The sequence below is a fragment of the Spirosoma sp. genome (assembly GCF_048594605.1).
GTDB lineage: Bacteria > Bacteroidota > Bacteroidia > Cytophagales > Spirosomataceae > Spirosoma.
In genome coordinates, this window is sequence record NZ_JBMDWV010000384.1 from 16,144 (window position 1) to 37,978 (window position 21,835).

Sequence of the window (21,835 nt, forward strand, 5' to 3'; positions counted from 1 at the left end):
AAATTAGTAGGTATATAGAAATGTAAAGTTCGTAAGAATGTCAGCAAAATCAATTCAGATAACGTATCAACTGAAAACAATCCTTCTGGCCGTTACGCTGGGGCTACTGCTGAACGGATGTCGAACGGTACGTCCAGCGCTACCCGTCAAGGGGCTTCTTAATCGCACCGACAACCTGGCATTAGGCAATCCAAGTGGCGCGTCAGCGAACGATCCGGAAAATTATCTGATCACTCGTCCACAATACATGCTTTCTTACAGCCGCAGTCGAGGTATTGCCAATTGGGTAAGCTGGCGTCTAAGCACCTCCTGGAAAGGGGACAGTAAGCGTACGAATGACTTTCGACCAGATCCGCTAATTCCAAAGGGCTGGTATGCTGTTCGTACGTCCGATTATACAAACACGGGCTTCGACCGGGGCCACCTCTGTCCGTCCGACGACCGTGATGCTACGCCTGAAGACAATGCCGCTACGTTCTTTCTGACCAACATTGTTCCTCAGGCGCCACGCCACAACCGGGAAGTCTGGAAGAGTCTGGAAGATTACGAACGACAGTTGATGAACAACGGGAATGACGTGTATATTATGGCCGGAACAAGCGGTACAGGAGGCACCGGTCAAAATGGTTCTGCTACGTCATTAGCCGGTGGAAAACTTACCGTTCCTGCCACATTATGGAAGATTCTGATTGTAGTTCCGACCGGCACTGACGATACGTTTCAGCTTACGCCCAGCACGCGCGTCATTGCCGTCAATATTCCGAATACGCAGTCGGCGGCTGATAAACCCTGGCAAGCTTATTTAACGAGCATTGATGCGCTGGAAATTCTGACGGGATACGATTTTCTATCCAACATCGATGTGGATACGCAACGGCATATCGAAATGCGCGTTGATGGCGGAATCAACTAAATGTCAGGGCCACTGACAGCGCCGTAAACACAGCTATCGGTGGCCCCGGGTAATCGATTTAGGCAGCAATAGCAGTAGCCACTTCGGGCTGCGCCAAAACAGTCGATTGAAGCGGAATTCTCTTTGTCCGACGACGTAGCAGAGCAATAGCTTCTTCATCGCTGGCAAATGCACCATTTACATTAACCATGTTCTTGGCCAGCAAATCGTATCGCTTTCGCATCAGCAGGGAAAAAATTTGCAGGAAGTCCAGCCCATCAAAAATAATCGCTTGGTTCTGTGCGTATTTATCAATTGTTTTCTGAAAAAACGTCGGGTGCTCCGTCCAATGCATAGCGGGCCGAACGTGGTGACTGATGTGGTAGCCATCGTTCCAGCACTTTTTATTGTATTTCACATTAATGCACGTAATGCTGTTTTTATAAGCATTGCCTGGGTCGTCGAAATCGACAAATGAGTGCTGCGTCCAGTTTCCCACCATTGCAATCATGCGGTAGATGACAAGGGGAACTAAGAAAACTAATAACGTAGCTGGCCAATTTATGAAACAGAGCACTACGCAGCCTATAGCAAATATAATTTCACCTGTTAGTGCACGCGTTGCCAGCTTTGAACGATTTTTCCGGCGCAGATAATTCAGCAAATTCCGGACACCCACAACAAAAAATCGGCCAAAATAAGCCAGGAAACTTCGAAAGCTATCACGCTGGAACGTCATTGTACTGCTGTCGTCATCTTCGAGATTATTTTCGGGATGATGCATGCCGATGTGGTGGCTATAGTAGGTTTCAGGCGTATGACCAAAAAACGGTGCCAATACCCACGGCAGATAATTGTTCATCCAGCCATGCTCTGATTTAAAAAATTGCCGATGACTCGTGCAGTGTAACATCAGCCCGAAAGGGCCCTTAAACACAAAATTGCTTACGTAAAAATGGGCTGCAGCTACCGTCCACCACAACCAGCCCGTCACAAATGGCATGAATAGCAGAACACTCAGGGGAATCAGGATAAACGTAATACGAAGGGTCAGATAAATAAAGGGCAGATCGCGTTCGTCTTTGATGAGTTGGACAAAAAAGCGGTCGAGCCGGGTATAATCTTTTTTGGTGAACGTAGGGTCCTGAATCGTGCTAAGTAACTTCATGAATGTTTACGGCGATTAGCAAAGGTTATAAAAAAGGTTCGGGCGGTTTCGATAGCGTGATGACAATCGAAACTGTCCGAACCTTACTACAATGCTAACGAAAAAAAGGGAATAAGATTGACCAAAATTCCGCTATAACGGAATTTTATTTTTTCTCGACGGCATGCCCGCCGAATTCATTTCGCAAGGCAGCCACTACTTTACCCGTAAACGTATCGTCTTGGAGCGATCGATAGCGCATTATCAGCGAGAGCGCAATCACCGGCGTAGGTACTCCCAGATCGAGCGCTGTTTCGAGTGTCCACTTGCCTTCGCCTGATGAGAACATCCGACCTCGTATTGCATCCAGCTTTGGATCTTTACTGAACGCATTTTCGGTCAGTTCCATCAACCAGCTGCGAATAACAGAACCGTGATTCCACATTTTGGCAACAGCCTCAAAGTCGAGGTTAAACTGACTTTTCTGTAATACTTCAAACCCTTCGGCTATGGATTGCATCATGCCATATTCAATGCCATTGTGCACCATTTTGGTAAAATGTCCACTTCCTGAGGGGCCAGTATACAAATAGCCATCTTCAACGGAGATGTCCCTGAAAACGCCATGCAGTGGTTCTATTACGTCAGGGTCACCGCCAACCATTGTACAAGCGCCGTTCAACGCTCCACTGATGCCTCCACTGGTGCCGCAGTCCAGAAAACCAATACCTTTTTCTTTCAGGTAATCATGCCGCCGAATCGAGTCTTTATAGTGCGAGTTTCCACCGTCAATTACAACGTCGCCGGGTTGCATAAACGCCAGTAACTGCTCAATTACATTATCGATCAATGGCCCTGCTGGAATCATCAGCCACAAAACACGCTTTTCGGGCAAGGCTTTGTAAAGATCCTGCAGCGAATTAACACCCTGTGCACCTTCGGTTTTGATTTCTTCAACTAAGGCCTCGTTAATATCATAGCCAACAACCTGGTGGCCATGTCTTATCAAATTGCCGACGAGGTTGAACCCCATTTTTCCTAAGCCAATAAATCCAATGTTCATAACGATCCATGATTTAAGAGGGTCAAATTGGCATTTTTTTCCCAGACGCCCTCTCGCGAAGTCAATAGAATTGTATTAAAAATTACGATTCGGAAATAAGCGATGCCAGGCCAGCGCCAGTCCCGCTCCTACTACCGTTCCGATACAGTCGGCAAATAAGTCAATCCAGTCAGCACTACGGTTAATGGGTAGTACGTACTGAAGAAATTCAATCAATGCTCCAAATAGAAACCCGGCAATCAGCACAGTGTTTACTCGAAAACCTGCTATTATCCACAACAGAGAGAACGGAGCGAAGATGACAACGTGCATTAGTTTGTCATTTATATCTACGATCGGGCCAGGTATTTCAGCGTGAGGAGTCAGGCAACCCAGCAACATAATGACTGTCCAGATAATGGCCAACCAGCGCATTATAGTTGTAAAATTCATTCGTGGAAGTAGTTCTTAGTTCGTAGCTTTTAGCCTTTGAACCGTAAGGAAGAGAAAAAAGATCAGTAAACTAAGCAGATAGATAACGCTGCGCGAGTCAATAACGCCCCGGCCAAGCGATCGATACTGCTCATCGAGCGCCAACGATGATACGTAATACGCTACGTTACCCAGGATCGATAGCCCGGCCAGGGCACTCAATCCTACGTATAACAAAAAGCAGAAGAACACACCCAATACGAAAGCAACAACCTGATTATCATTGAGTGACGATGCCCACAAGCCGATGGCCACAAATACGCCTGCTAATAAAAACAAGCCGATATATGAGCCAGAAACACCCGCCGAATCGATATTGCCAACGGGAGAGCCAAGCTGATAGAGCGTAACGTAATACAGTAACGTAGGCAGCAGCGTAAGAACAACCAGCAACCAGCTCGCCAGAAATTTGCCGCCGACAACCCCCCACTGACTAACCGGTTTCGTCAATAACCATTCGAGCGTACCAGCACGGACTTCGTCGGCTATGGAACGCATGGTAACAGCAGGTACCAGAAAGAGCATGACGTAGGGCGCCAGGTTGAAGAACGTGCCCATATCGGCGTAGCCGTTTTCAAGCAGACTTGTATCCGGAAATACCCAAAGCATCAAACCAATGGCTGTGAGAAATACCCCCATGATGATATAGGCAATGGGCGACGAGAAGAACTGATTAATTTCTTTACGAAAAATGGCCAGCACGGGAATAAGGTGTTAAGTCATCTGCCACTGACGACCAGCAACTACAAACTACTTTTACTCAAACGGATTTGTTTTGTTTCGACGTATAAATGCCGCCACAATTAACGAAAGAAGAAAGCCCATGATCAAGGTCCCGAAAACGCCCGCAATGAACGTAAAACCTGGTGACTGAAACTTTTGCGAGATTTCCATAGCCTGATCAATCTGCTCATCCGACAGGTTGCCCTGTGCTTCCATTCGTTCACGGGCCAGATCCAACGCCCGCTGTTGGACAGTTGGGTCGATGAGCACCGTATAGAACGTATTGAATAATGACGAAACCAATCCGGCAACTGCCGACAAAAGCGCTCCAACGCTCAGCCCTTCTCCGTACGTACTGTAACCGCCATTCTGGGTCCTGAAGTCACGCATTCCGGTCACCAGGCAGGCCACTACGCCCAAAGCCGTCAGGGCACTAAACCAGGGATTGGACGATTGGTCCGTCAGATAAGCAATCAGCGTGATTATGGACAGCGAAATACCTAGAATAAGCCCCCATTTTAGGGCGATACGGGCAACTGAGGGTTTTTCATTCATGACTATGAGCAGGCTGTTCTATTGCAAAACGCTATAATCCTGTTTGCGGAAGATAAGAGAAATGATCAGTACAGGCAGAACGGCCAGCGCCGTCTTTTTACTTAGTTCGTCGGGTAACAATACAGAAGGCTGCATGTTGACAACTTTGTTCCATTGCTCCGCAAACGTTTCCGGCCCGAACTGATCTGTAATCTGCTTTTTCCCGTCCAAGAGCAGTTTTTTTGAATTGATTACGTATTCAGTGAAGACCCCCGGATCTATCTGGGTCACAAACAGATAAACAAGCCAGCCCGTAATTAAGGCAGCTATAGTATTCAGTACGTAACCGATGGTTAAGCCTTCCCACAAATGAAGTCGGCCATGGCCGATGTATTTGCGGTAATACCAGACGGTAGCAATCATTACAATAATATGAATGCCATAATCAAGCACCCGGATATTTCCCAGCGCCGGTATACCGAGAAAATACAATCCCAGAAAATACAGAAAACACAACACCCCGGTTATCAGCCCCGCCAGAAGCGGAATCTTCAACAAAGGGCTTGAAAAATAATTGAGAATCGATTTCATAAGCCTGGATTGAATTGACCGTGATATACGGTTCCTATAACGCGGCCGGTAAGTGTTTTACCCAAAAACGGTGAGTTTTTGGATTTAGAATACGTCCGATCGTATGTCCACGTACCAGCCGGATCAAAAAGCGTTAGCGTAGCCATTTCGCCTTCGGCGATACGTATAGCTGGAAGCCGAAGAATTTGTCGGGGTCGGGTCGAAATCTTCTCCACGAGTTTCGGTAGTGGAAGTGCTCGATTGTACGTAACGGCAGCAGCAAATACAGTTTCCAGACCGAGTACGCCAAATTCAGCCTGATCGAACTCCAGATTTTTACTCTCGGCATCCTGCGGCAAATGGTCGGATACGATGGCGTCGATCGTATCATCGGCTAATCCGGCCCAAAGAGCCGCTACGTCGTTCGGCAACCGAAACGGCGGATTTACCTTTAGATTGGTGTCAAAACCGGCCAAAGCCGAATCATCGAAAACCAGTTGATGAGCCGCTACGTCGCAACTCACAGGCAACCCCTTCGCCTTAGCCTGACGAATCAACTCAACTGAACGGGCCGAAGAAATGGTAGAGAAGTGAAGGGCAGAGGGTGCTACCTCTTTCCCACTCTCCTGCCCCAACCCTTCTGCCGTCTTCCAACTGCTCTCTGCCCCAAGCACATAGTCCAGCAGCCGTAAATCACGCTCAATGATCAACTCTTCGGCTAAGGCAGGCATTCCTTTCAGCCCCAGCAACGTACTCTGAACTCCTTCATGCATTTGCCCAAAACGCGTCAGCAGCGTTTCTTCCGGACGGTTCATCAGCAGCCCATTGATTGGCTGTAGATATTGTAGAGTCTTCAGGAGCAGATCCGGATTTTGCAACGGGTGCGTTCCATCCGAAAATGCAATAGCGCCGGCATGGTGCAAATCGAGCATCTCGGTAAAATCTTCCCCGGCCGCTTCTTTGGTTACAGCCGCAATAACGTGAACCTGAACGGGTTGTCCTTCAGCCATGCGCCGAACGTAGCCCAGGGTACCTTTAGCATCAACAACGGGCTGCGTATTGGGCAACACGGCAATGTCGGTAAAGCCACCAGCGGCTGCCGCCCGGCATACGCTGGTCAGGTCTTCTTTGTGTTCGTAACCAGGGTCCTGAGCGGACACACGCAGATCAATCCAGCCTGGTGATGCGTGTATGCTATCGACTTCTATTACGCGAGTTCGGGAATTAGCTTCCAGATTTGTACCGATTTGGCTAATCAGACCATTGTCGATCAGAATATCAACGATTTGTCCATCAAACGGCGAAGCACTATCAATAATATGAGCAGAACGGATTAGAGTCTTCATAAATAAGACCTCACTCTTTTTAGGGAGCGAAGCTGGAAACAGGGCAGTTGCGCTTGAGCAGTATTTCTAAAAAAAAGGCTCCTTGCGGAGCCTTACACTAAAAAAATAATTTATCAGGCACCGACTAACTCCCGATAGGCGTCAGCGGTTAACAAAGCTTCTTTTTGAGCTACGTCAACTGGCTGTAGCCGGATGATCCAGCCTTCGCCATAAGGATCGCTGTTGAGCAGTTCAGGACTTTTTTCAATGGCCGGGTTTAGTTCAAGTATTTCACCTTCAATTGGCAAAAATAGATCAGACACCGTTTTAACGGCTTCAACGGCCCCAAACACGTCACCTTTTGCCAGCGACTGGCCAACCGTAGTTACATCAATGTAGATAATATCGCCCAATTCATGCTGAGCAAATTCCGTGATGCCTATTACAGCTGTACCATCATCGTCCAGACGAATCCACTCGTGATCCTCAGTATAGCTCAATTCTGCAGGAAAATTCATTCTTGAGATCGTTATTTTGATAAGTACAAAATACGGCAGACGAGGCCGAATTTGCAAACACTAATGCGGCCGGACTACTGTTGCGTTAAGCCAGCCGCATCTTAATCTATTTTGTTACAGTCGACTGATTCGGATTAAAATTGTAGGCTCCTAACCGATCACCACTCTGGCGCTCAATCATCCATTGGGGATAAGGCTTTGACGTAGCACTTATTTCGTCGAGCTTTTTAAGCTGTTCCGGCGTCAGGGTAATGTCGGCGGCCTGAATATTATCCAGTAACTGATCCGTGTTTTTTGCACCGATAATCACGCTTGTTACGCCCGGCTTAGCCAATACCCACGCTAAAGCAATTCGGGCGACTGAAACACCATGCTCCTCAGCAATCGTTTGCATAACCTCAATAATATCGTACGCTTTTTCCTGATCGACGGGCGGAAAATCAAAGTTTAGCCGACGCGACCCATCTGCCGGTTTGTTGTCGCGCGTGTACTTTCCGGACAGAAAACCGCCCGCCAATGGACTCCACGGCAAAATGGCCATCTGCTGATCCTGTACCATCGGAACGATTTCGTTTTCAAGATCACGACCGGCAATGGAATAATAATTCTGAGTAGACACAAACGTTGTCCAGCCGTTTTTTTCAGCGATGCCATTCGCTTTCATCACCTGCCAGGCCGCCAGATTCGAGCAACCGATGTAACGCACCTTGCCGCTACGTACCACGTCCTCCAGTCCACGCATGGTTTCTTCCAGTGGAGTTATCGGATCGAATCCATGAATCTGGTACAGGTCAACGTGATCCATTTGCAGCCGTTTCAAACTGCCTTCAATTTGCTGCATAATCTGCAGGCGACCCAGCCCAACCTGATTTTTTCCGTCGCCCATACGACCACGTACTTTCGTAGCAATCACAAGTTCATCCCGCGATAACCCAAGCGACTTAATTGACTCGCCCAGTAGCTTTTCTGACTCGCCAAACGAATAGACGTTGGCTGTATCAATAAAATTAATACCGTTATCAATGGCTGTCTTAACAATGCCATTTACTTCATCCTGAGGCAACTCGCCGATGGCTTTCCAGTAACCAGCACCGCCGAAAGTCATGGTACCGAGGCAAATTTCGGAGACTAATACGCCTGTGTTTCCGAGAGAATGATACTTCATACGTCGTCTAATTGAGTTTATCAGGTCAACAACGTAATGGAATGGTTTGTTGATTTAACGAGGGTTCTTAATCGTTTTTTCACCTAGTAATACACGACCCAGCGATGAGATCTTCTCAAAAAAGATCTCATCGCTGGGTCATTCGCGAAGGCAACGTAGTATTTTATTCCGCCAGATTGAACTTCACCTGCACGCCACCCGACGTAGTGGCCCGGCGGAAGGAATTCGACACCAGCGGATCATTGAACGTCCGGTCGAAATAGAAGTTCAGATTAAGTCGGCGGCTGACGATGTAGCTCACCTGCGGACGTAGCTGGAAGTTTACATTACCGGCCGTGATGATCTGCACGTCATCCAGCTTCCGCTGAATAGCTCGCGTGTCCCGGAATGTCAGTGCCAGCGAGAATGTCAGATCGTTTTTGAGCCGTTTGTTTCCACCACCAATGCCGAATGGAACGCGCATATTTTGCTTCGTGAAGCCCATCGAAGCGGTCAGATCTTTATTCGACAATTCAGCAACCTGCGAGTTCGACAGGCTTAGTGCTACGTCCCGGCTCTGGTTATACTCCAGTCGGCCCGTAACCCTGCTTTTGGTCTGAAACTGAACACCCAGCATCGGCGCAAATTTCTCCGACATCGTAATAGTACTCATGGCAAATACGGGCACAAACTGACCCAACTGGTTAACAGCGGATGCCATTTGATAACCCTGTACAGCTAGGTTTACATAAGCCGCACCATAATCCAGATTCGAAATGAAGTTTCCGACGCTGTACGTTGATGAGTAGCTGTGATTGATCGTAAACGCGCTGAATCGTTTCTGAATAAAGGGCAATCCTGAGATGCCATTATACGTAATCTGCCAGTTCGGGAGCGGAAAACTAAAAAAGGGCGACAGGGGTGCCTTATCCAGCTTTTCTACCTTAATCCCGCTATACGCAGCAAAGAAGGCCGGAATCAGTACGTCCTGCGACGTAGCGGTGTAATTACCTGTTTTTTCAGGATTGGCCGCTGTCAGCTTATCAATAAAGAACTGACGATAGCTTTCAAATCGATCAAAAATAGGTGACGTATTATCATCACGTAATCCACTGAAGGCTGTGCGGAACGACCAGAACGACATGCTGAATTGTCCGTTACGTACCGCTGAAAACGTCTCAAACGGTCCACCCTGCGATCCCGGACGGTAATACTCCTGGTACGCATCGGTGCGATCCAGACGCCAGTTAATCTGCATCCGGAAATCTTTGAAAGGCTCCAGCGTCGTATTCGCCGTAAACTTCTTTGTCAGATTTTGCTGAAAAGCCGTATTCAGCACCGTACTGGGTGATAACCAACCCTTTGCGGCCGCTCTGTACGCTATATCGTTCGCCTGACTGCCCAGCACAAAACCAAGGCCGGGCGCGTTCATGTTGGAACCATCCACGCCAAAGAATGTAGGCGTAGGCAGAAAGCCCGGCAGAATGGTCGACTCCTGAACGGTGTACGAGAAGTTAATGCCCCGTACTGTTAGCAGCGTCCGCGTAAAGTTTTTAAGAACACCGCTTTCACTACGTTCAATTTCCTCAATATCCCCTGGGTTCCGAGCGAAATTTTTCCGAACCGGCGACGGCGTGTTAGCAAAGCGCAAGTAACGAATCTTGTTATATAACCGTATCAAATCGACACGACCCGTAATTCCCCGTTCGCGGTTGTTACGTATAATATTCCCGAAAGGAACACCGAGCGTATCGGCAACACCAAAGGAATTGGCCTGAAACTGGTAACCTACTCCGTACACGGCATCAGCCGCAATCCAGTCGACCAGCGGAATCTTGTCTAACGGTAAGCGGTACGTAGCGCGGATGTCCTGTACGAAATTTTTCATCCGGCCGAGTTTCTTAATACTGCTCCAGATTGAATCCCGTTTGACCTGTGTATTGATCTCGCCCGCGGGTTCGTCAATGAGTGCATTGGCCTGTGCTTTATAGGTCACTACCAAACTGCGGGTCAGGTTCCAAGTCAGATCGTAGTACCGATTGAAAAGGAAATATTTTTCAAACTGTGGTAAAATGCCATTCGTCGTCAAATCCGACGAGCGGAGCTGTGTTTTAATGAAACTCCGGTCCATATCGGCACGTATCGAAACCAGAGACGGCAGCAGCGTCAGGTTAAAATCTTTCAGCCAACGCAGATAAGGCGCTTCAAACGACTGTACGTTGCGGAAGGGTTCAAACGGTTTTGGCTGCTCACTAAACGTATAGGCAATTCCTCCTCTGTACTGGTCCTGTAAATACTCCTGCGTCAGTATATTGGTACGTTTCGTATCATTAAAGGCATACGTAAACGCGAAATTTTCAATATCCCAGAAGTGCGCTTTCGAATTTGGATTGGTCTTTATTTTCCGAACATTCGAGAAATTATACCCCCGACGTGTGGTATTGTCTTCCACCATCCGACGGTAGTTGTCGCGGTCCGATTCGGCTCTTGTTGTAAGCGACGTCTCCAGCGGTACGTCAGGGTCGAGCGGGTCAAAGTGCGGGCTTACGTTCCGGTGGTCGTAATTGATATAGAACGGAATTCGAAGCCCCCACGTAGCAGGCAGAAACTTGTCGAGCGCCAGAGCCGACGATATACCAAACTCCGAAGTTGTTTCAAGCGCCCGTTCACCAATGCGGGTTTGCACACCGCCGAAGCCAAACGTAGTGACTTTACCGGAAGCCGTCAACGTACCAAGGTCCGCAAGTTTCATATTCACCGCACCTACGGCCGCTACCCCCGCGTGCTGATCGTAGCCGTTTGCCCGCAACTCATCGACCCATATAGTAAACGATTTGGGCCGTTCGCCATCACCCTGAATTTTAGGGTTACGTAGCCCAATCATCACCGACTGCACCGAACTTAAATCGGGGTTGCCGACAACGGTTAATCGATACCGTCCATTGGCTGAAAGCTCCGTATAAGGCAGCGAATACTGACGAGTGAATTGCCGATTTCGATTCGTTTTCATGGCAATCAGTTCATCAAACGCAATGTCCAGATCGTTAGCCGAAGGCCAGACCACTTCCGACGGCTGATTGCCTGGGGGCGTAGCCACAAGATTTGGAATTTCAATCTCGTAATAGTTATCGGTGTAGTCCGTTCCCAGGCGCACAAAAGCAGATACCTGCCCATTTTCGTTGGTCTCATTGTGCATGTGGATAAACATCTTCAACCGCTCCCGGAACAGCAGATTGAAATTCGTATTCCGGAATGCACCCCGCGAGTCGCCATCGCGCAGATTCGTTACGCTCATCCGCATCGATTGCTCGTTCAATTCAACCGTGCTAACCTGCGTGTAATCGCGGTCGCGAACATAGCCGGGTGGTACTGAATAAATGTATTTGTCGCCCCCCTGAGCCGATACCTGCGCCCCGCTGTTCTCTTCAATATTTACCGTCGAAACGGTGAAATTCGCATCGTAAGGCTCCGGAACTTCCTGCAAGCCACGCTGCGTCAGATCGCCCGTATACTTACGGTACTGGTTGGCTTCCATTTGTAGTTGCGCAAACCGCAACACCACGGGTTCAGCAAAATCGGTCATGTACATCCGCATAAAACGAATGGACTTAAATCCGTTGATGCTACCTACCTTACGTAACGGTTCCCGCACCGGAATCCGGAATTGATACCACGTAACAGATCCTCCGGGTGCTCCTTCCGACGGAACGGTTACTTTATCAACAATATATTTGGAAGCGCCAACCTCTAATTTTCCCGGTCGCAGGTCTACTTCGTATTCATAATACGCTTCGTTATCGTTGATGGTGTTATCAATGTTAAGGTCTTCGATATCAGGCAACGTAGTGGATGCAGGCGTCAGAAATTGATTGGTGCTGGTATTTTCGGGCGAGTTATTTTCCATACCCATATACCGCTTGTAGCGCGCTACGATATACCGCTGCTGATCGGCTTCTTCACCAAGGTAGAACTTAAAGTCGTCGCCGGAAGGGTCACTCTGGATATCAGACAATACCGCTGGATTCGTTACCCGGCTCTGAATCGTGTTCAGGTAATTTCTATAAAATTCCTGCTCCGACGTTACGCCCGTTGGGATATTTGGCTGACTGCTTAACCCGTCCAGACCAATGTCCTGTCGCTCGCGGGCACCACTTTGGAAAGCGTTGGTTACGAATTGCTGCGTTGGCGCATTTCCCCAGCTTGTTGTTTCGACCCCACCAACCCGGTTATTGGCGTTGTTCTCACTAATCGGGAAACCGTTTTCAAACTCGTACCGGCTGTCTTTAATTACGTCTTCCGATATATCACCCAGGTTGAAAATCAGTTTCCCTCCCGTCGTATTGTTGGTATGCTGACTAGGATCGGCACCCGCGCGAATTTTACCAGCTTCTCCCTGCACGAACGGGTCCATTAGCCAGAACGTAATGTTCTCGATGTTGGCGTTATCAAAATCGTTATCGGATGAAATGGCCCGTGACAGAGACCCGAAATTACCTCTTGGATTAGGCAACAGCCCCGCAGCCGTCAGATTGGGGTTATAGTTGTACATACCCCGCTCGCTCGGGAAATACGACACATCCAGAATGCTTTCGGGCAATTGAACCGGGCGCACTGATCGACCAGGGAACAGATCGGTTGGTAAAAAATATCGTTCGTATACGTGTCGCTTGGCATCGTCGGGATCAACATTTGACACTACGCCAACTCCACCCGTCGAATACAAGCTAGGATCAACAGAGTAAACGGAGACGAGTGCCCGGTTGTATCCGTATGGTAGTGGATCAGAAAACGATCCTTGTGGAAACTGCTGTGGGGTAGCGCCCAATCGCCAGCGTGTTGACTGACGGGTCAGGTCGAAGATCGTACGAGCCGCTTCAAAATCGTCCAGGTAGCTTTCATTATTAGCACGCGGGTTCGTTCCGGGAAATAATTGAGCCACTTCGCCATTAAATTGAACGGTCGACATTTCCTTTGTCTGTACCAAAGGCAGCGCATCCAGCATACGGGTCAAGCCGGGCGCATCTTTACGGATTGTCGCGTTCAGGCCCAGAATGGTGTTGTTGACTGGCTCATTACCAAGTGCCACACGAGTCAGAAAACCAGCAGGCGTCTCCCGCATGTGCATTGCCGTCAAACCGATGCTTACATCGCGGTTGATCGCATAATCCAGGCGCGTACCGATGAGGGTCCGTATCTGATTCTGAAACAGATCGGGTTGTTCGTAGCTGATACGTATCTCGCGCCCCGAATTCGTTACGCTCTCGTTGACAATACGTAGTCGGCCAACCTGTGCATCAAGTACGTAATCCTGCCCCGAAACTAATGGTACACCACCGGCCGTTACCGTAACCGACTGCTCACTAACGCCATAAGGCAGTTGCACTTCGGCACCGTTACCCGACTGGAATGACCCTTTCAGGAAAAATTTGTTTTTGTCGGCAATCTGCGAGGCATCGGTCTGCGTGCTGCGATACAGTTCATTAAAAACGTATTTCGCTTTGTAATTGTCCTCGTCCGGGTCAAACTGCCTTTCCAGGTACGAACCAAATGGCTCCAGTGTCGGGAAGATGATTTTGCCGTACCGACTATCAACGGTAATATTCTCAACAAAGTCGAAATTACCATCGGGCTGAGCATCCAGCTGCTGATTCAGTCGGTCCATTCCAAACAGTTGCACCAGCGGACGATTCTGTGTCCGGCGACCTTCCTGAAGGTTCGGATTATCGATTCCTGTTACGTCATCTCTATAAATGATACGCAGCTGAAAACCTTGCCGGGTAATCTGCGAGGTACCAAGAGAATAGATGTTTTTCATCATCAGATTCCACATTGGTAACTGCAGGTTGTTACGTATTGTAGCCGACTTTAAGAGTTTTAAAACCAGTACTTCATCGTCTTTACGAGCCTGATAATCCTCCGTCAGTTCGCCTACTTTATAGCGACGGCCCTGATACGTATATTCGTAAGCGACAGCCAGAATTTCGTCGTTACGTAACGGTGTTACCAGCGAAATATACCCAAGGTCGGCCTCCAGTTTGTACTCCCGGTCGGTCAGACGTTTAGCGCCCCGTAACAAATTGTAATCGGTGCCGTTCGCCAGATTATACGTACCCGTCAGCACTTCATTGGTCTGGTTTACCTCCCGGAAGGGATTGGTAGAGCTGGACGTTAGCTTACTATAAAGTCCATTGGCTGCATTATCCGTTGGCGTCCGGTTGTTACGGGAAAAAGGCGGCAAAATCGGGTTCGTTTGTGCATACGGATTGCCTTCCCCTAAATCCTGAAACCCGGCAATATTTCGCAGCGATTCGGTTGTATTGGTCCGGTTCGTAACGTATACTTCAATCCGCGTTACATTCACACCAGAGGTTACCTGGGGCAAGGTTTTCAGTGAAGCTTCGTAATTGGCCCGGAAAAACTGAGAAAGGAAAAAATGTCGGTTTTCGTCGTACTGATCAGCTCGTATTTCAAACGGTCGATTCGACGTACCCCCGCGCAGCACAATTTCACTCTTACGAGATCGCTGTTGCGAGGCCACCAACGTAGCGTTGAGCTTACCGAAGCGTAACTGCGTTTTAAGCCCAAACAGGTTTTGTACGCCCGGAATTAATTGGCTATTGACAGTCCAGTTAATATTACCAACTTCGAGTCCCTGAATTATATTTTCGTTCTGGGGTGTAAATCCAGGCAAGTTTGCGCCATTTGGATTCGGTACGCCCGGAAGATTCGGCGTACCTGGCAAATTGGGTAAGTTTGGTAATCCCTGCCCCGAACCCAGAGCGGGTAAGTTACCGCCTGGATTGTAGTTGAGTTTCAGCGCATTCTCAAAATTGAAGCTGGCCTTGGTATCGAAATTAGCCAGAACGCCCAGCTTTTCGCCAACCTTACCGTTGAAGTTAATGCTGATTTGCTCATTAAACAGAAAGTTTCCGTTCCGACGTTGTCGAACCGGAAGTACCGGATTGTCAATGAATTGATAGAGATACCCAAAGTCAAGCGTAACAAAACCGTTCGGTTTAAAATCGATCTGACTACCGCCGAATAACCGATCAATAATGGGCGGCAACTCAAGTTTAGGAATTAATCCCCGACCACTTAACGCACTTTGCCCGTCCCGCTTTGCGCTGTACTCCCGCCATAGGCTTCGTTCAACCCGCTGATTTTGAATCTGATTATATGTTGAAAACGGAATCGTTTCGGCGGGTCGATACGGTAACCCATACTGCGATGGTGGAATAGCCAATCCAGACGCAGATTGGCCGGGAGTAACCGTACCAGACGTTGCTGGTGTTGCGCCAGCCGCACTGCCGGGGCCGGCAGCTCCTACCCGCTCTGTGATAGCGATACGTCCATCCGGAGCCAGTCTAAAATCCGTAGTAACTCCTCTGGGATCACGCAGAATAAACGGCGATTTAGGTGGCGTTTCTGAGAAACGAGTAGCCCGGCGGTCTGGCCAGTTAACGCTTGGCCGACGATTGGCACTACGTAGCGCCCGGATGCTATCATTCCGATTTTGCAGCGCTTGCTTGGCCGAATCAGCTCGCATTACCGCCCGACGACGAGCGTTTGCCCGGGCAGAATCGGCAGCAGCCTGCTGTTGACGCCTTGTAGCAGTACCCCGTCGGGCGGGCGCAGGCTGATCTTGTCCGAAGCCTATACCCAACCCCAGAAGCAGCCAGAAACCCAGGGTTTGCCAACCATTTGGCATAATCAGGAATCGGCTGGCGGTAGCAAGGAGGTGGCTATTAACTACAGTATTGTGAACAAAGTAAGGGTTCACCATTGAGGGCACTTTCAGGTTCAGTATTTGGTAGTATACGGTGTGTTCTTCTATCAAACGGCCAACATAAGCCCGTTCGTCTAAGACAAGGATAGATTTTTTGAACGGTAGCTATCTATCTATCCAGCCTTTTCTACTTGAAACAACCCGTAAAAATACGAATTAGTGTATGTTATACCAATACTATTAACTCTGTTACCCAAATCGAATAATTTTTACAATTAAGTTTACATATTAAATATCTATAATTTATTCATTTAATTTTCACCTATCAGGCGTTTACCACTTCTGAACGGCCTTTCCTGTGAGCGAGTGAATAAATAAACACCATACCAAAGCCAACCATAAGCATAATGTGCAGGAAAAACATCCGGAAATCCTGAATGTAAACGGCCAATACTAATCCCCCTAGAAAATAAACGGATAAAAATCCTTCCAATACGGTTAGCCAGTTAATCCGACGATTCACGTATTTGTTAGAATCCCATTTGTCAGTTGCCGCTTTGACGTTAAATTTTGGGGTTCGTATAAATGGTGTTTTGCGGCCTATATATCCTTCTATTACGGCAATGGTGTTGTGAAGTGAGAGGCCCATCATCAGCGAAGAGTACATTGGAAAATACCAGACTAATTTGATTTTAGAGGTTGGCTTCAGCAGCCACAGGGGAATTCCATAGAACGTAATGAGAATCAATAAGTTGAACTGGAACAGGTTGATAATAAAAAACACCCACTCCCATTCTGGATGCTGGCTGCGGATGTAAATTAAAGGTACACTCATTACGCCCAGAATGAGAACTAAAATGAACGTAGCGCTACTGAAGAGGTGAAAAAAAGCGTGGAGCTTCTTCGAAAAAGAGATCCCCGGTGTTCGGAGGACGTTCCCGAAAAGTTTCCGGGCGCACTCGGCTGCCCCTTTCATCCAGCGGTACTGCTGCGATTTCAGCGCATTCATGGCTACGGGCAGCTCAGCAGGTGAGCCAATGTCTTCACGATAAACGAACTTCCAGCCCCGTAGTTGTGCCCGATAACTCAGGTCTAAATCTTCCGTTAACGTATCACTTTGCCAGCCGCCCGCATCAGCAATAGCGACCTTACGCCAGACACCACCTGTTCCGTTAAAATTAGCCAGAAATCCGGCAGCATGCCGACCACTCTGCTCGATGGTAAAGTGCGCGTTAAGCCCAAAGGCCTGCAATTGCGTCATCAGCGAAAATTCTTCGTTAAGGTGCTCCCAACGGGTTTGAACGATAGCCACTTTGGGATCGGCAAAATGCGGGACCGTTTTAAGAAGGAATTCTGGATCAGGCACAAAATCAGCATCGAAAATGGCAATGAATTCACCTTTGGCAAACGTGAGGCCATACGCTAACGCCCCAGCTTTAAAGCCTTTTCGGTCGGGTCGGCGAATGTGCTCAATATCGAATCCCTGCTGTTTGTAGCTATTCACTTTCTGGGCAATCAACTCAACGGTTTCGTCGCTAGAATCATCAAGCAACTGAATATCAAGCTTATCTTTCGGGTAACGTAGCTGCACAACCGCATCGATTAGTCGCTCCACTACGTATAGCTCGTTATAAACGGGAAGTTGTACTGTAACACGAGGCAATTCGTCGGGCGAGAGATTATTGATTGACTGAGCCGCTTTCCGGCGCTTTTGTTCCGAACGAATGTAAATGATAATAAGGCTTAGCTGACCACAATTGTAAAGAAACAGCAGCAGCAGGGCCAGTCCATATAAGAGCAGGACCAGAATTTCCATAAGTGATGAAAAGTAAAATTTTCTAACGTTGCATATAGCCAGGTAAGGCTTCAGGCGATGTAACGTATTGACGAAGCAAATAGTTAGGTATAATGACCTAATGGAACGATTCTAAAGCTATTTTAACCGCTGAAATGGATGCGCTTAGAATAATAAACTAAACGTACTGCCCGCACCGGGGGTCGACTCAGCCGTGAGCTGGCCGTTATGAAGCTGCATAATCTGGCGTGATAAGCTCAACCCGATGCCAGAGCCTGTTTTCTTAGTTGTGTAGAAGGGAATAAAAATCTGCTCCAGCGCTTCAGGCTCGATACCTGGCCCGTTATCCGTTACGCGAATAATTATGCGTGGTCCCAGAGCTTCGGCGTCGAGATGAATAACGGGAACCTGCGTTTTTTCTAAACTCTCAACGGCATTTTTAATCAGGTTGATCAGCACCATTTCGATCTGCGCCGTATCGGCCCGAATCGCTAAGTTGGGCGAGGAAACTTTACAGCTGATATCCGCTTTCGGGGCGTTGGCCTGCGCCAGTTGAACCACACTACGTAGCAACTGCTCAACCGATACATCGGCAAAAATGGGCTGCGGGATCGTTGTAAAATGACGATACGCATCCACAAACTGCATAACGCCCGCGCCACGTTGTTCAATAGTTATCAGAGCATCACGCAAATCGCTGATCGACTCACCGACATACGACGGCAAGCTTGGTGACGAAGCCTGACTTTGTTCAGTAACGGGTTCGGCCAGGGGCACCAGATCAGTTTCAACAATATCGCGCATCGTACCGGCCAGCGATACAATGGGCGTAATTGAATTCATAATTTCATGACGTAGCACTTTCGTCAGATTCTGCCAGGCATCGAGTTCGCGTTGCTGTAACTCCGTCCGAATGTTCTGCATTGATACGACCGTTACCAATCGCCCTCGAAGCCGTACAGCCGTACAACGCACCGACAATTCGCCGTCTGTGCCAGTCTGGTATGATACAGGGGTTGGCGAACTGGCCGCAGTACGTAGTTGATCGGCCAGATCGGGATGAGTGCTGTTGAGGTCGTTGAGCGTACGTAGCCGATAAATACCCAGCAGACGTAACGCCGTTTGATTGACCAACTCCACCTGTCCGGCCGAATCGAAGGTTAGCAGCCCAACGCTTACGTGCTGAACAATGGTATTAACGTAGTGAAGATTCGCTTCTTTCTCGGCCCTCGCCTGCCGAAAGGCATCCAGCACTTCGTTGAACTGCTCATTTAGCTCATGAAAGGTTGGTCCCAGATTACTGTCGGCCCGAAAGGCAACAGCAAAGTCTGAATAACGTACCGACTCCAGAAATCGGGTTAATTTACGGTTGAGGCTGGTAACGAACCGGTATAGGTTTACGATTAAGAACAGATCTGCACATAACAACGGAAACATCAGGAAGCCGTTGCTTTCCTGCAGATGGAAGTACGTAATCGCACTGGTCAGGCCGATTATACCGACAATACGCCAGCCAATACCAAGTGCGAAACGGTCCATACTACGCGGCAATCCAGCTAAATGGATATTCAAGCGCCGGAATTTTGGTGCGCTCCGCTACCCGACGTAACCGGGCGGGCAAGGCCATCAGGTAGTCGCGGGCACGCTGACCAGCGTCGTTGAGACCAGTTACGGAACCAATTTCCCAGTCAATTAATAAGGACTCGGCGATGTCAATATAGTCCTGTGTTGTATAGACGCCCAAACGCTGAGCCGCATCGGAGAAATGGCTAAATGTTTCACCAAGTTTAACCCCGCTTTCGCGCAGGAAATGAGCTGGCATCACAATCTTTTTGCGCATCATATCCTCGAAAGCCAGCATCATTTCTGACGCATCGACTTCAAAGATCTGGCTCACAAAGGCTTTGTAGGCTTTGGCATGGCGCATTTCGTCAGAGGCAATAACGCCACATATTTTCGACAGTTGATTGCAGCCTGCCTGCTTGGCCAGCGTAGCCGTTCGCCGGTGCGATACGTTGGTAGCCAACTCCTGAAACGACGTATAAACAAAATTCCGATACGGGTCACGCCCAGTACCGATATCGAACCCATCCGCAATCAGATACTGGGTTGATACCTCCATTGCGTGCATATTGACCCGCCCAGACAGGTAAAGAAATTTATTAAGCAGATCGCCGTGCCGGTTTTCTTCGGCAGTCCAGCTACGTATCCAGCGCGTCCAGCTGTGCGGATTGGCCTGGTCAATGCCTTCCATATCCATCAGCCACGATTCATAAGTGGGTAAGGCTTCTTCTGTAATGGTGTCACCAACGAGCACGGCAATGTAATCGTACGAAAGCTCCCGGCAGCTTTCACGCAGGTATTTTACTTCATCGAGAAATGACTCATTTGTCGTATCAGGCAAGAAATCAGAGGGTTGCCAGTATTTTTCAACTGGTTTCAAAAATTGATCAATGGATTCGTCAATCCGTTCACCGACAAATCGCATAACTTCCAAACGTGAACCTGATAAACTCATGAGGCAATTAACCCAGTAAAATGGACAAAAAATCAACTACTTTGTAAAGTTCGGCAATATAAACGATTGAATTCGTCCAGTTCCTGTTTTTCTTCCTGATAAAAATCAGTGGATCACTAATTTTGGGGTGTCAAATCGCGACGGCCGTTTTATATGAAAAAACTTGTGGATTATAGTTTAAGCATCGTTTATCTGCTTTATTTCGGTTTAGTATTAGTAATTTTTCACGTAGCACAGGTCGTCTCTTTTCATGTATTCGGTAAACAGGCGCATAAAAAAACAGTCGACTGGATGAACGCGGCCATTTCCTATGGCTGGTACCTAACGGGCAGTAGCATCCAGTTTAATAACCAAGCCAATTTACCCACTGATCGCCCCATTATTTTCGTGCCCAACCATCAGAGCATGTTCGATATTTCGCCGATCATCTGGTTTCTTCGCCGACACACGCCCATTTTTGTCTCGAAAGTAGAACTCGCTCATGGTATACCAGGCGTTTCGTATAACCTGCGAAAAAGCGGGGCGGCACTTATTGATCGCAAAGATCCTAAACAGGCTATCGTTGAAATTGCCCGATTGGGGAAACTCATTCAGGAAACAAAACGCTCTGCTGTAATTTTTCCGGAGGGAACCCGGACCCGCTCTCCACAGGGCGAAATGAAGCCATTTGTTACGGGTGGTGTTGCTACGTTGCTAAAGCGGGCTCCGAGTGCGCTTGTTGTCCCTATTGCCATTCGGGGAACAGGACATTTCAACCCAAAAGGCCTGTTTCCATTAACATCTTTCTCGCGCATGTCGTGGACCGTGTTGCCTGGTATTGAACCAACCGGCCGCACACCCGACGAAGTGGTACGCCTGGCCCAAGAGTCTATTGCCAAAGAGCTAGGACATACCATTCAGGCTGGAGTTTGATAAAGTTTCGAATGTTTGACTTGTAACTGACAACTACGAATGCATATATTTACAAAAATCTCCTGCTTGAATGACTCCCGATAAGCGACTAGATCAGATTGAACCTATATTAGCTGATGTAGCTCAGAAAACAGATCGTCTCATTGAGTCGAACGGTCAAATTCTTGAGATTGCGACTCGTGCCGACTTGAACGCTAAAATTGCGGCTAAAGGCGTCGCTGACTTGACGGTTGAGATGCGACAACGATTTGATCGGGTTGATCAACGTTTCGAACAACAACAATCTCAAATGGACCAGCGATTTGACCGCGTTGATCAGCGGCTTGATCATCAGCAGCTTCAAATAGATCAGCGGTTTGAGCAACAGCAAGCTCAGATCGATAATTTGCGACAGGAAATGCAAAAAGGATTTCAGGAAGTGAATCTGAAATTCACTCAGTTTGACCAAACACAACAACAGATTCTCACAATTCTGCTGGATCGGCTGAAATAAATTA

The 21,835-nt window shown here is 48.2% G+C and carries 16 protein-coding genes; 3 read left to right on the forward strand and 13 right to left on the reverse strand.

Annotated features, from left to right (window positions below):
* The first annotated feature begins 37 nt into the window (after positions 1–37).
* The gene (locus tag ACOJS8_RS23935) at positions 38–913 is read left to right on the forward strand and encodes a DNA/RNA non-specific endonuclease (RefSeq protein WP_420151081.1); all 876 of its coding nucleotides are present in this window, start codon (positions 38–40) and stop codon (positions 911–913) included.
* A gap of 58 nt (positions 914–971) precedes the next feature.
* Here ACOJS8_RS23935 and ACOJS8_RS23940 read toward each other — a convergent pair whose 3' ends face one another.
* From ACOJS8_RS23940 to ACOJS8_RS24000, 13 genes are all read right to left on the reverse strand, one after another.
* Positions 972–2,060 (reverse strand): fatty acid desaturase family protein, encoded by a 1,089-nt coding sequence (locus ACOJS8_RS23940; RefSeq protein WP_420151082.1) that lies wholly within the window; start codon positions 2,058–2,060, stop codon positions 972–974.
* 145 nt (positions 2,061–2,205) lie between these two features.
* A complete protein-coding gene (gene gnd, locus ACOJS8_RS23945) occupies positions 2,206–3,102 on the reverse strand; it encodes a phosphogluconate dehydrogenase (NAD(+)-dependent, decarboxylating) (RefSeq protein WP_420151083.1) in 897 nt (298 codons plus the stop codon).
* Positions 3,103–3,177: 75 nt separating this feature from the next.
* Positions 3,178–3,534, reverse strand: a complete 357-nt coding sequence (locus ACOJS8_RS23950) for a VanZ family protein (protein WP_420151084.1) — start codon at positions 3,532–3,534, stop codon at positions 3,178–3,180.
* Between the two features lie 15 nt (positions 3,535–3,549).
* Complete coding sequence (gene gldF, locus ACOJS8_RS23955) at positions 3,550–4,275, reverse strand: gliding motility-associated ABC transporter permease subunit GldF (RefSeq protein ID WP_420151085.1); 726 nt, start codon at positions 4,273–4,275, stop codon at positions 3,550–3,552.
* 54 nt (positions 4,276–4,329) lie between these two features.
* Positions 4,330–4,851, reverse strand: coding sequence for a DUF4199 domain-containing protein (locus tag ACOJS8_RS23960; RefSeq protein WP_420151086.1), 522 nt, complete (start codon positions 4,849–4,851; stop codon positions 4,330–4,332).
* Positions 4,852–4,869: 18 nt separating this feature from the next.
* Complete coding sequence (locus ACOJS8_RS23965; RefSeq protein WP_420151087.1) at positions 4,870–5,421, reverse strand: DUF4199 domain-containing protein; 552 nt, start codon at positions 5,419–5,421, stop codon at positions 4,870–4,872.
* On the reverse strand, positions 5,418–6,746 hold the full coding sequence (locus ACOJS8_RS23970; RefSeq protein ID WP_420151088.1) for a dihydroorotase: 1,329 nt from the start codon (positions 6,744–6,746) through the stop codon (positions 5,418–5,420). The genes ACOJS8_RS23965 and ACOJS8_RS23970 overlap by 4 nt, the downstream gene beginning before the upstream one ends.
* Before the next feature lie 113 nt (positions 6,747–6,859).
* A complete protein-coding gene (gene gcvH / locus ACOJS8_RS23975) occupies positions 6,860–7,243 on the reverse strand; it encodes a glycine cleavage system protein GcvH (protein ID WP_420151089.1) in 384 nt (127 codons plus the stop codon).
* Between the two features lie 106 nt (positions 7,244–7,349).
* A complete protein-coding gene (locus ACOJS8_RS23980; RefSeq protein WP_420151090.1) occupies positions 7,350–8,408 on the reverse strand; it encodes an aldo/keto reductase in 1,059 nt (352 codons plus the stop codon).
* A gap of 163 nt (positions 8,409–8,571) precedes the next feature.
* Entirely contained in the window at positions 8,572–16,170 is a 7,599-nt protein-coding gene (gene sprA / locus ACOJS8_RS23985; protein ID WP_420151091.1) for a cell surface protein SprA, read from the reverse strand.
* Between the two features lie 268 nt (positions 16,171–16,438).
* Positions 16,439–17,929, reverse strand: coding sequence for a cellulose synthase family protein (locus tag ACOJS8_RS23990; protein WP_420151092.1), 1,491 nt, complete (start codon positions 17,927–17,929; stop codon positions 16,439–16,441).
* Between the two features lie 144 nt (positions 17,930–18,073).
* Complete coding sequence (locus tag ACOJS8_RS23995; RefSeq protein ID WP_420151093.1) at positions 18,074–19,447, reverse strand: sensor histidine kinase; 1,374 nt, start codon at positions 19,445–19,447, stop codon at positions 18,074–18,076.
* A gap of 1 nt (position 19,448) precedes the next feature.
* Positions 19,449–20,426: an acyl-ACP desaturase gene (locus tag ACOJS8_RS24000; protein WP_420151094.1), complete on the reverse strand. Its 978-nt coding sequence runs from the start codon at positions 20,424–20,426 to the stop codon at positions 19,449–19,451.
* Positions 20,427–20,579: 153 nt separating this feature from the next.
* Between ACOJS8_RS24000 and ACOJS8_RS24005 the strand changes: the two genes are divergently transcribed.
* Together ACOJS8_RS24005 and ACOJS8_RS24010 are read left to right on the forward strand one after the other, a co-directional pair.
* A complete protein-coding gene (locus ACOJS8_RS24005; protein WP_420151095.1) occupies positions 20,580–21,338 on the forward strand; it encodes a lysophospholipid acyltransferase family protein in 759 nt (252 codons plus the stop codon).
* 70 nt (positions 21,339–21,408) lie between these two features.
* Positions 21,409–21,831, forward strand: coding sequence for a hypothetical protein (locus ACOJS8_RS24010; RefSeq protein ID WP_420151096.1), 423 nt, complete (start codon positions 21,409–21,411; stop codon positions 21,829–21,831).
* Positions 21,832–21,835: the final 4 nt, after the last annotated feature.

What these genes read in the sequence shown, in the direction of transcription:
- ACOJS8_RS23935 (WP_420151081.1), top strand. Translation starts at nt 38, where the DNA reads ATGTCAGCAAAATCAATTCAGATAACGTATCAACTGAAAACAATCCTT.
- ACOJS8_RS23940 (WP_420151082.1), bottom strand. Translation starts at nt 2,060, where the DNA reads ATGAAGTTACTTAGCACGATTCAGGACCCTACGTTCACCAAAAAAGAT.
- gnd (WP_420151083.1), bottom strand. Translation starts at nt 3,102, where the DNA reads ATGAACATTGGATTTATTGGCTTAGGAAAAATGGGGTTCAACCTCGTC.
- ACOJS8_RS23950 (WP_420151084.1), bottom strand. Translation starts at nt 3,534, where the DNA reads ATGAATTTTACAACTATAATGCGCTGGTTGGCCATTATCTGGACAGTC.
- ACOJS8_RS23960 (WP_420151086.1), bottom strand. Translation starts at nt 4,851, where the DNA reads ATGAATGAAAAACCCTCAGTTGCCCGTATCGCCCTAAAATGGGGGCTT.
- ACOJS8_RS23965 (WP_420151087.1), bottom strand. Translation starts at nt 5,421, where the DNA reads ATGAAATCGATTCTCAATTATTTTTCAAGCCCTTTGTTGAAGATTCCG.
- ACOJS8_RS23970 (WP_420151088.1), bottom strand. Translation starts at nt 6,746, where the DNA reads ATGAAGACTCTAATCCGTTCTGCTCATATTATTGATAGTGCTTCGCCG.
- gcvH (WP_420151089.1), bottom strand. Translation starts at nt 7,243, where the DNA reads ATGAATTTTCCTGCAGAATTGAGCTATACTGAGGATCACGAGTGGATT.
- ACOJS8_RS23980 (WP_420151090.1), bottom strand. Translation starts at nt 8,408, where the DNA reads ATGAAGTATCATTCTCTCGGAAACACAGGCGTATTAGTCTCCGAAATT.
- sprA (WP_420151091.1), bottom strand. Translation starts at nt 16,170, where the DNA reads ATGGTGAACCCTTACTTTGTTCACAATACTGTAGTTAATAGCCACCTC.
- ACOJS8_RS23990 (WP_420151092.1), bottom strand. Translation starts at nt 17,929, where the DNA reads ATGGAAATTCTGGTCCTGCTCTTATATGGACTGGCCCTGCTGCTGCTG.
- ACOJS8_RS23995 (WP_420151093.1), bottom strand. Translation starts at nt 19,447, where the DNA reads ATGGACCGTTTCGCACTTGGTATTGGCTGGCGTATTGTCGGTATAATC.
- ACOJS8_RS24000 (WP_420151094.1), bottom strand. Translation starts at nt 20,426, where the DNA reads ATGAGTTTATCAGGTTCACGTTTGGAAGTTATGCGATTTGTCGGTGAA.
- ACOJS8_RS24005 (WP_420151095.1), top strand. Translation starts at nt 20,580, where the DNA reads ATGAAAAAACTTGTGGATTATAGTTTAAGCATCGTTTATCTGCTTTAT.
- ACOJS8_RS24010 (WP_420151096.1), top strand. Translation starts at nt 21,409, where the DNA reads ATGACTCCCGATAAGCGACTAGATCAGATTGAACCTATATTAGCTGAT.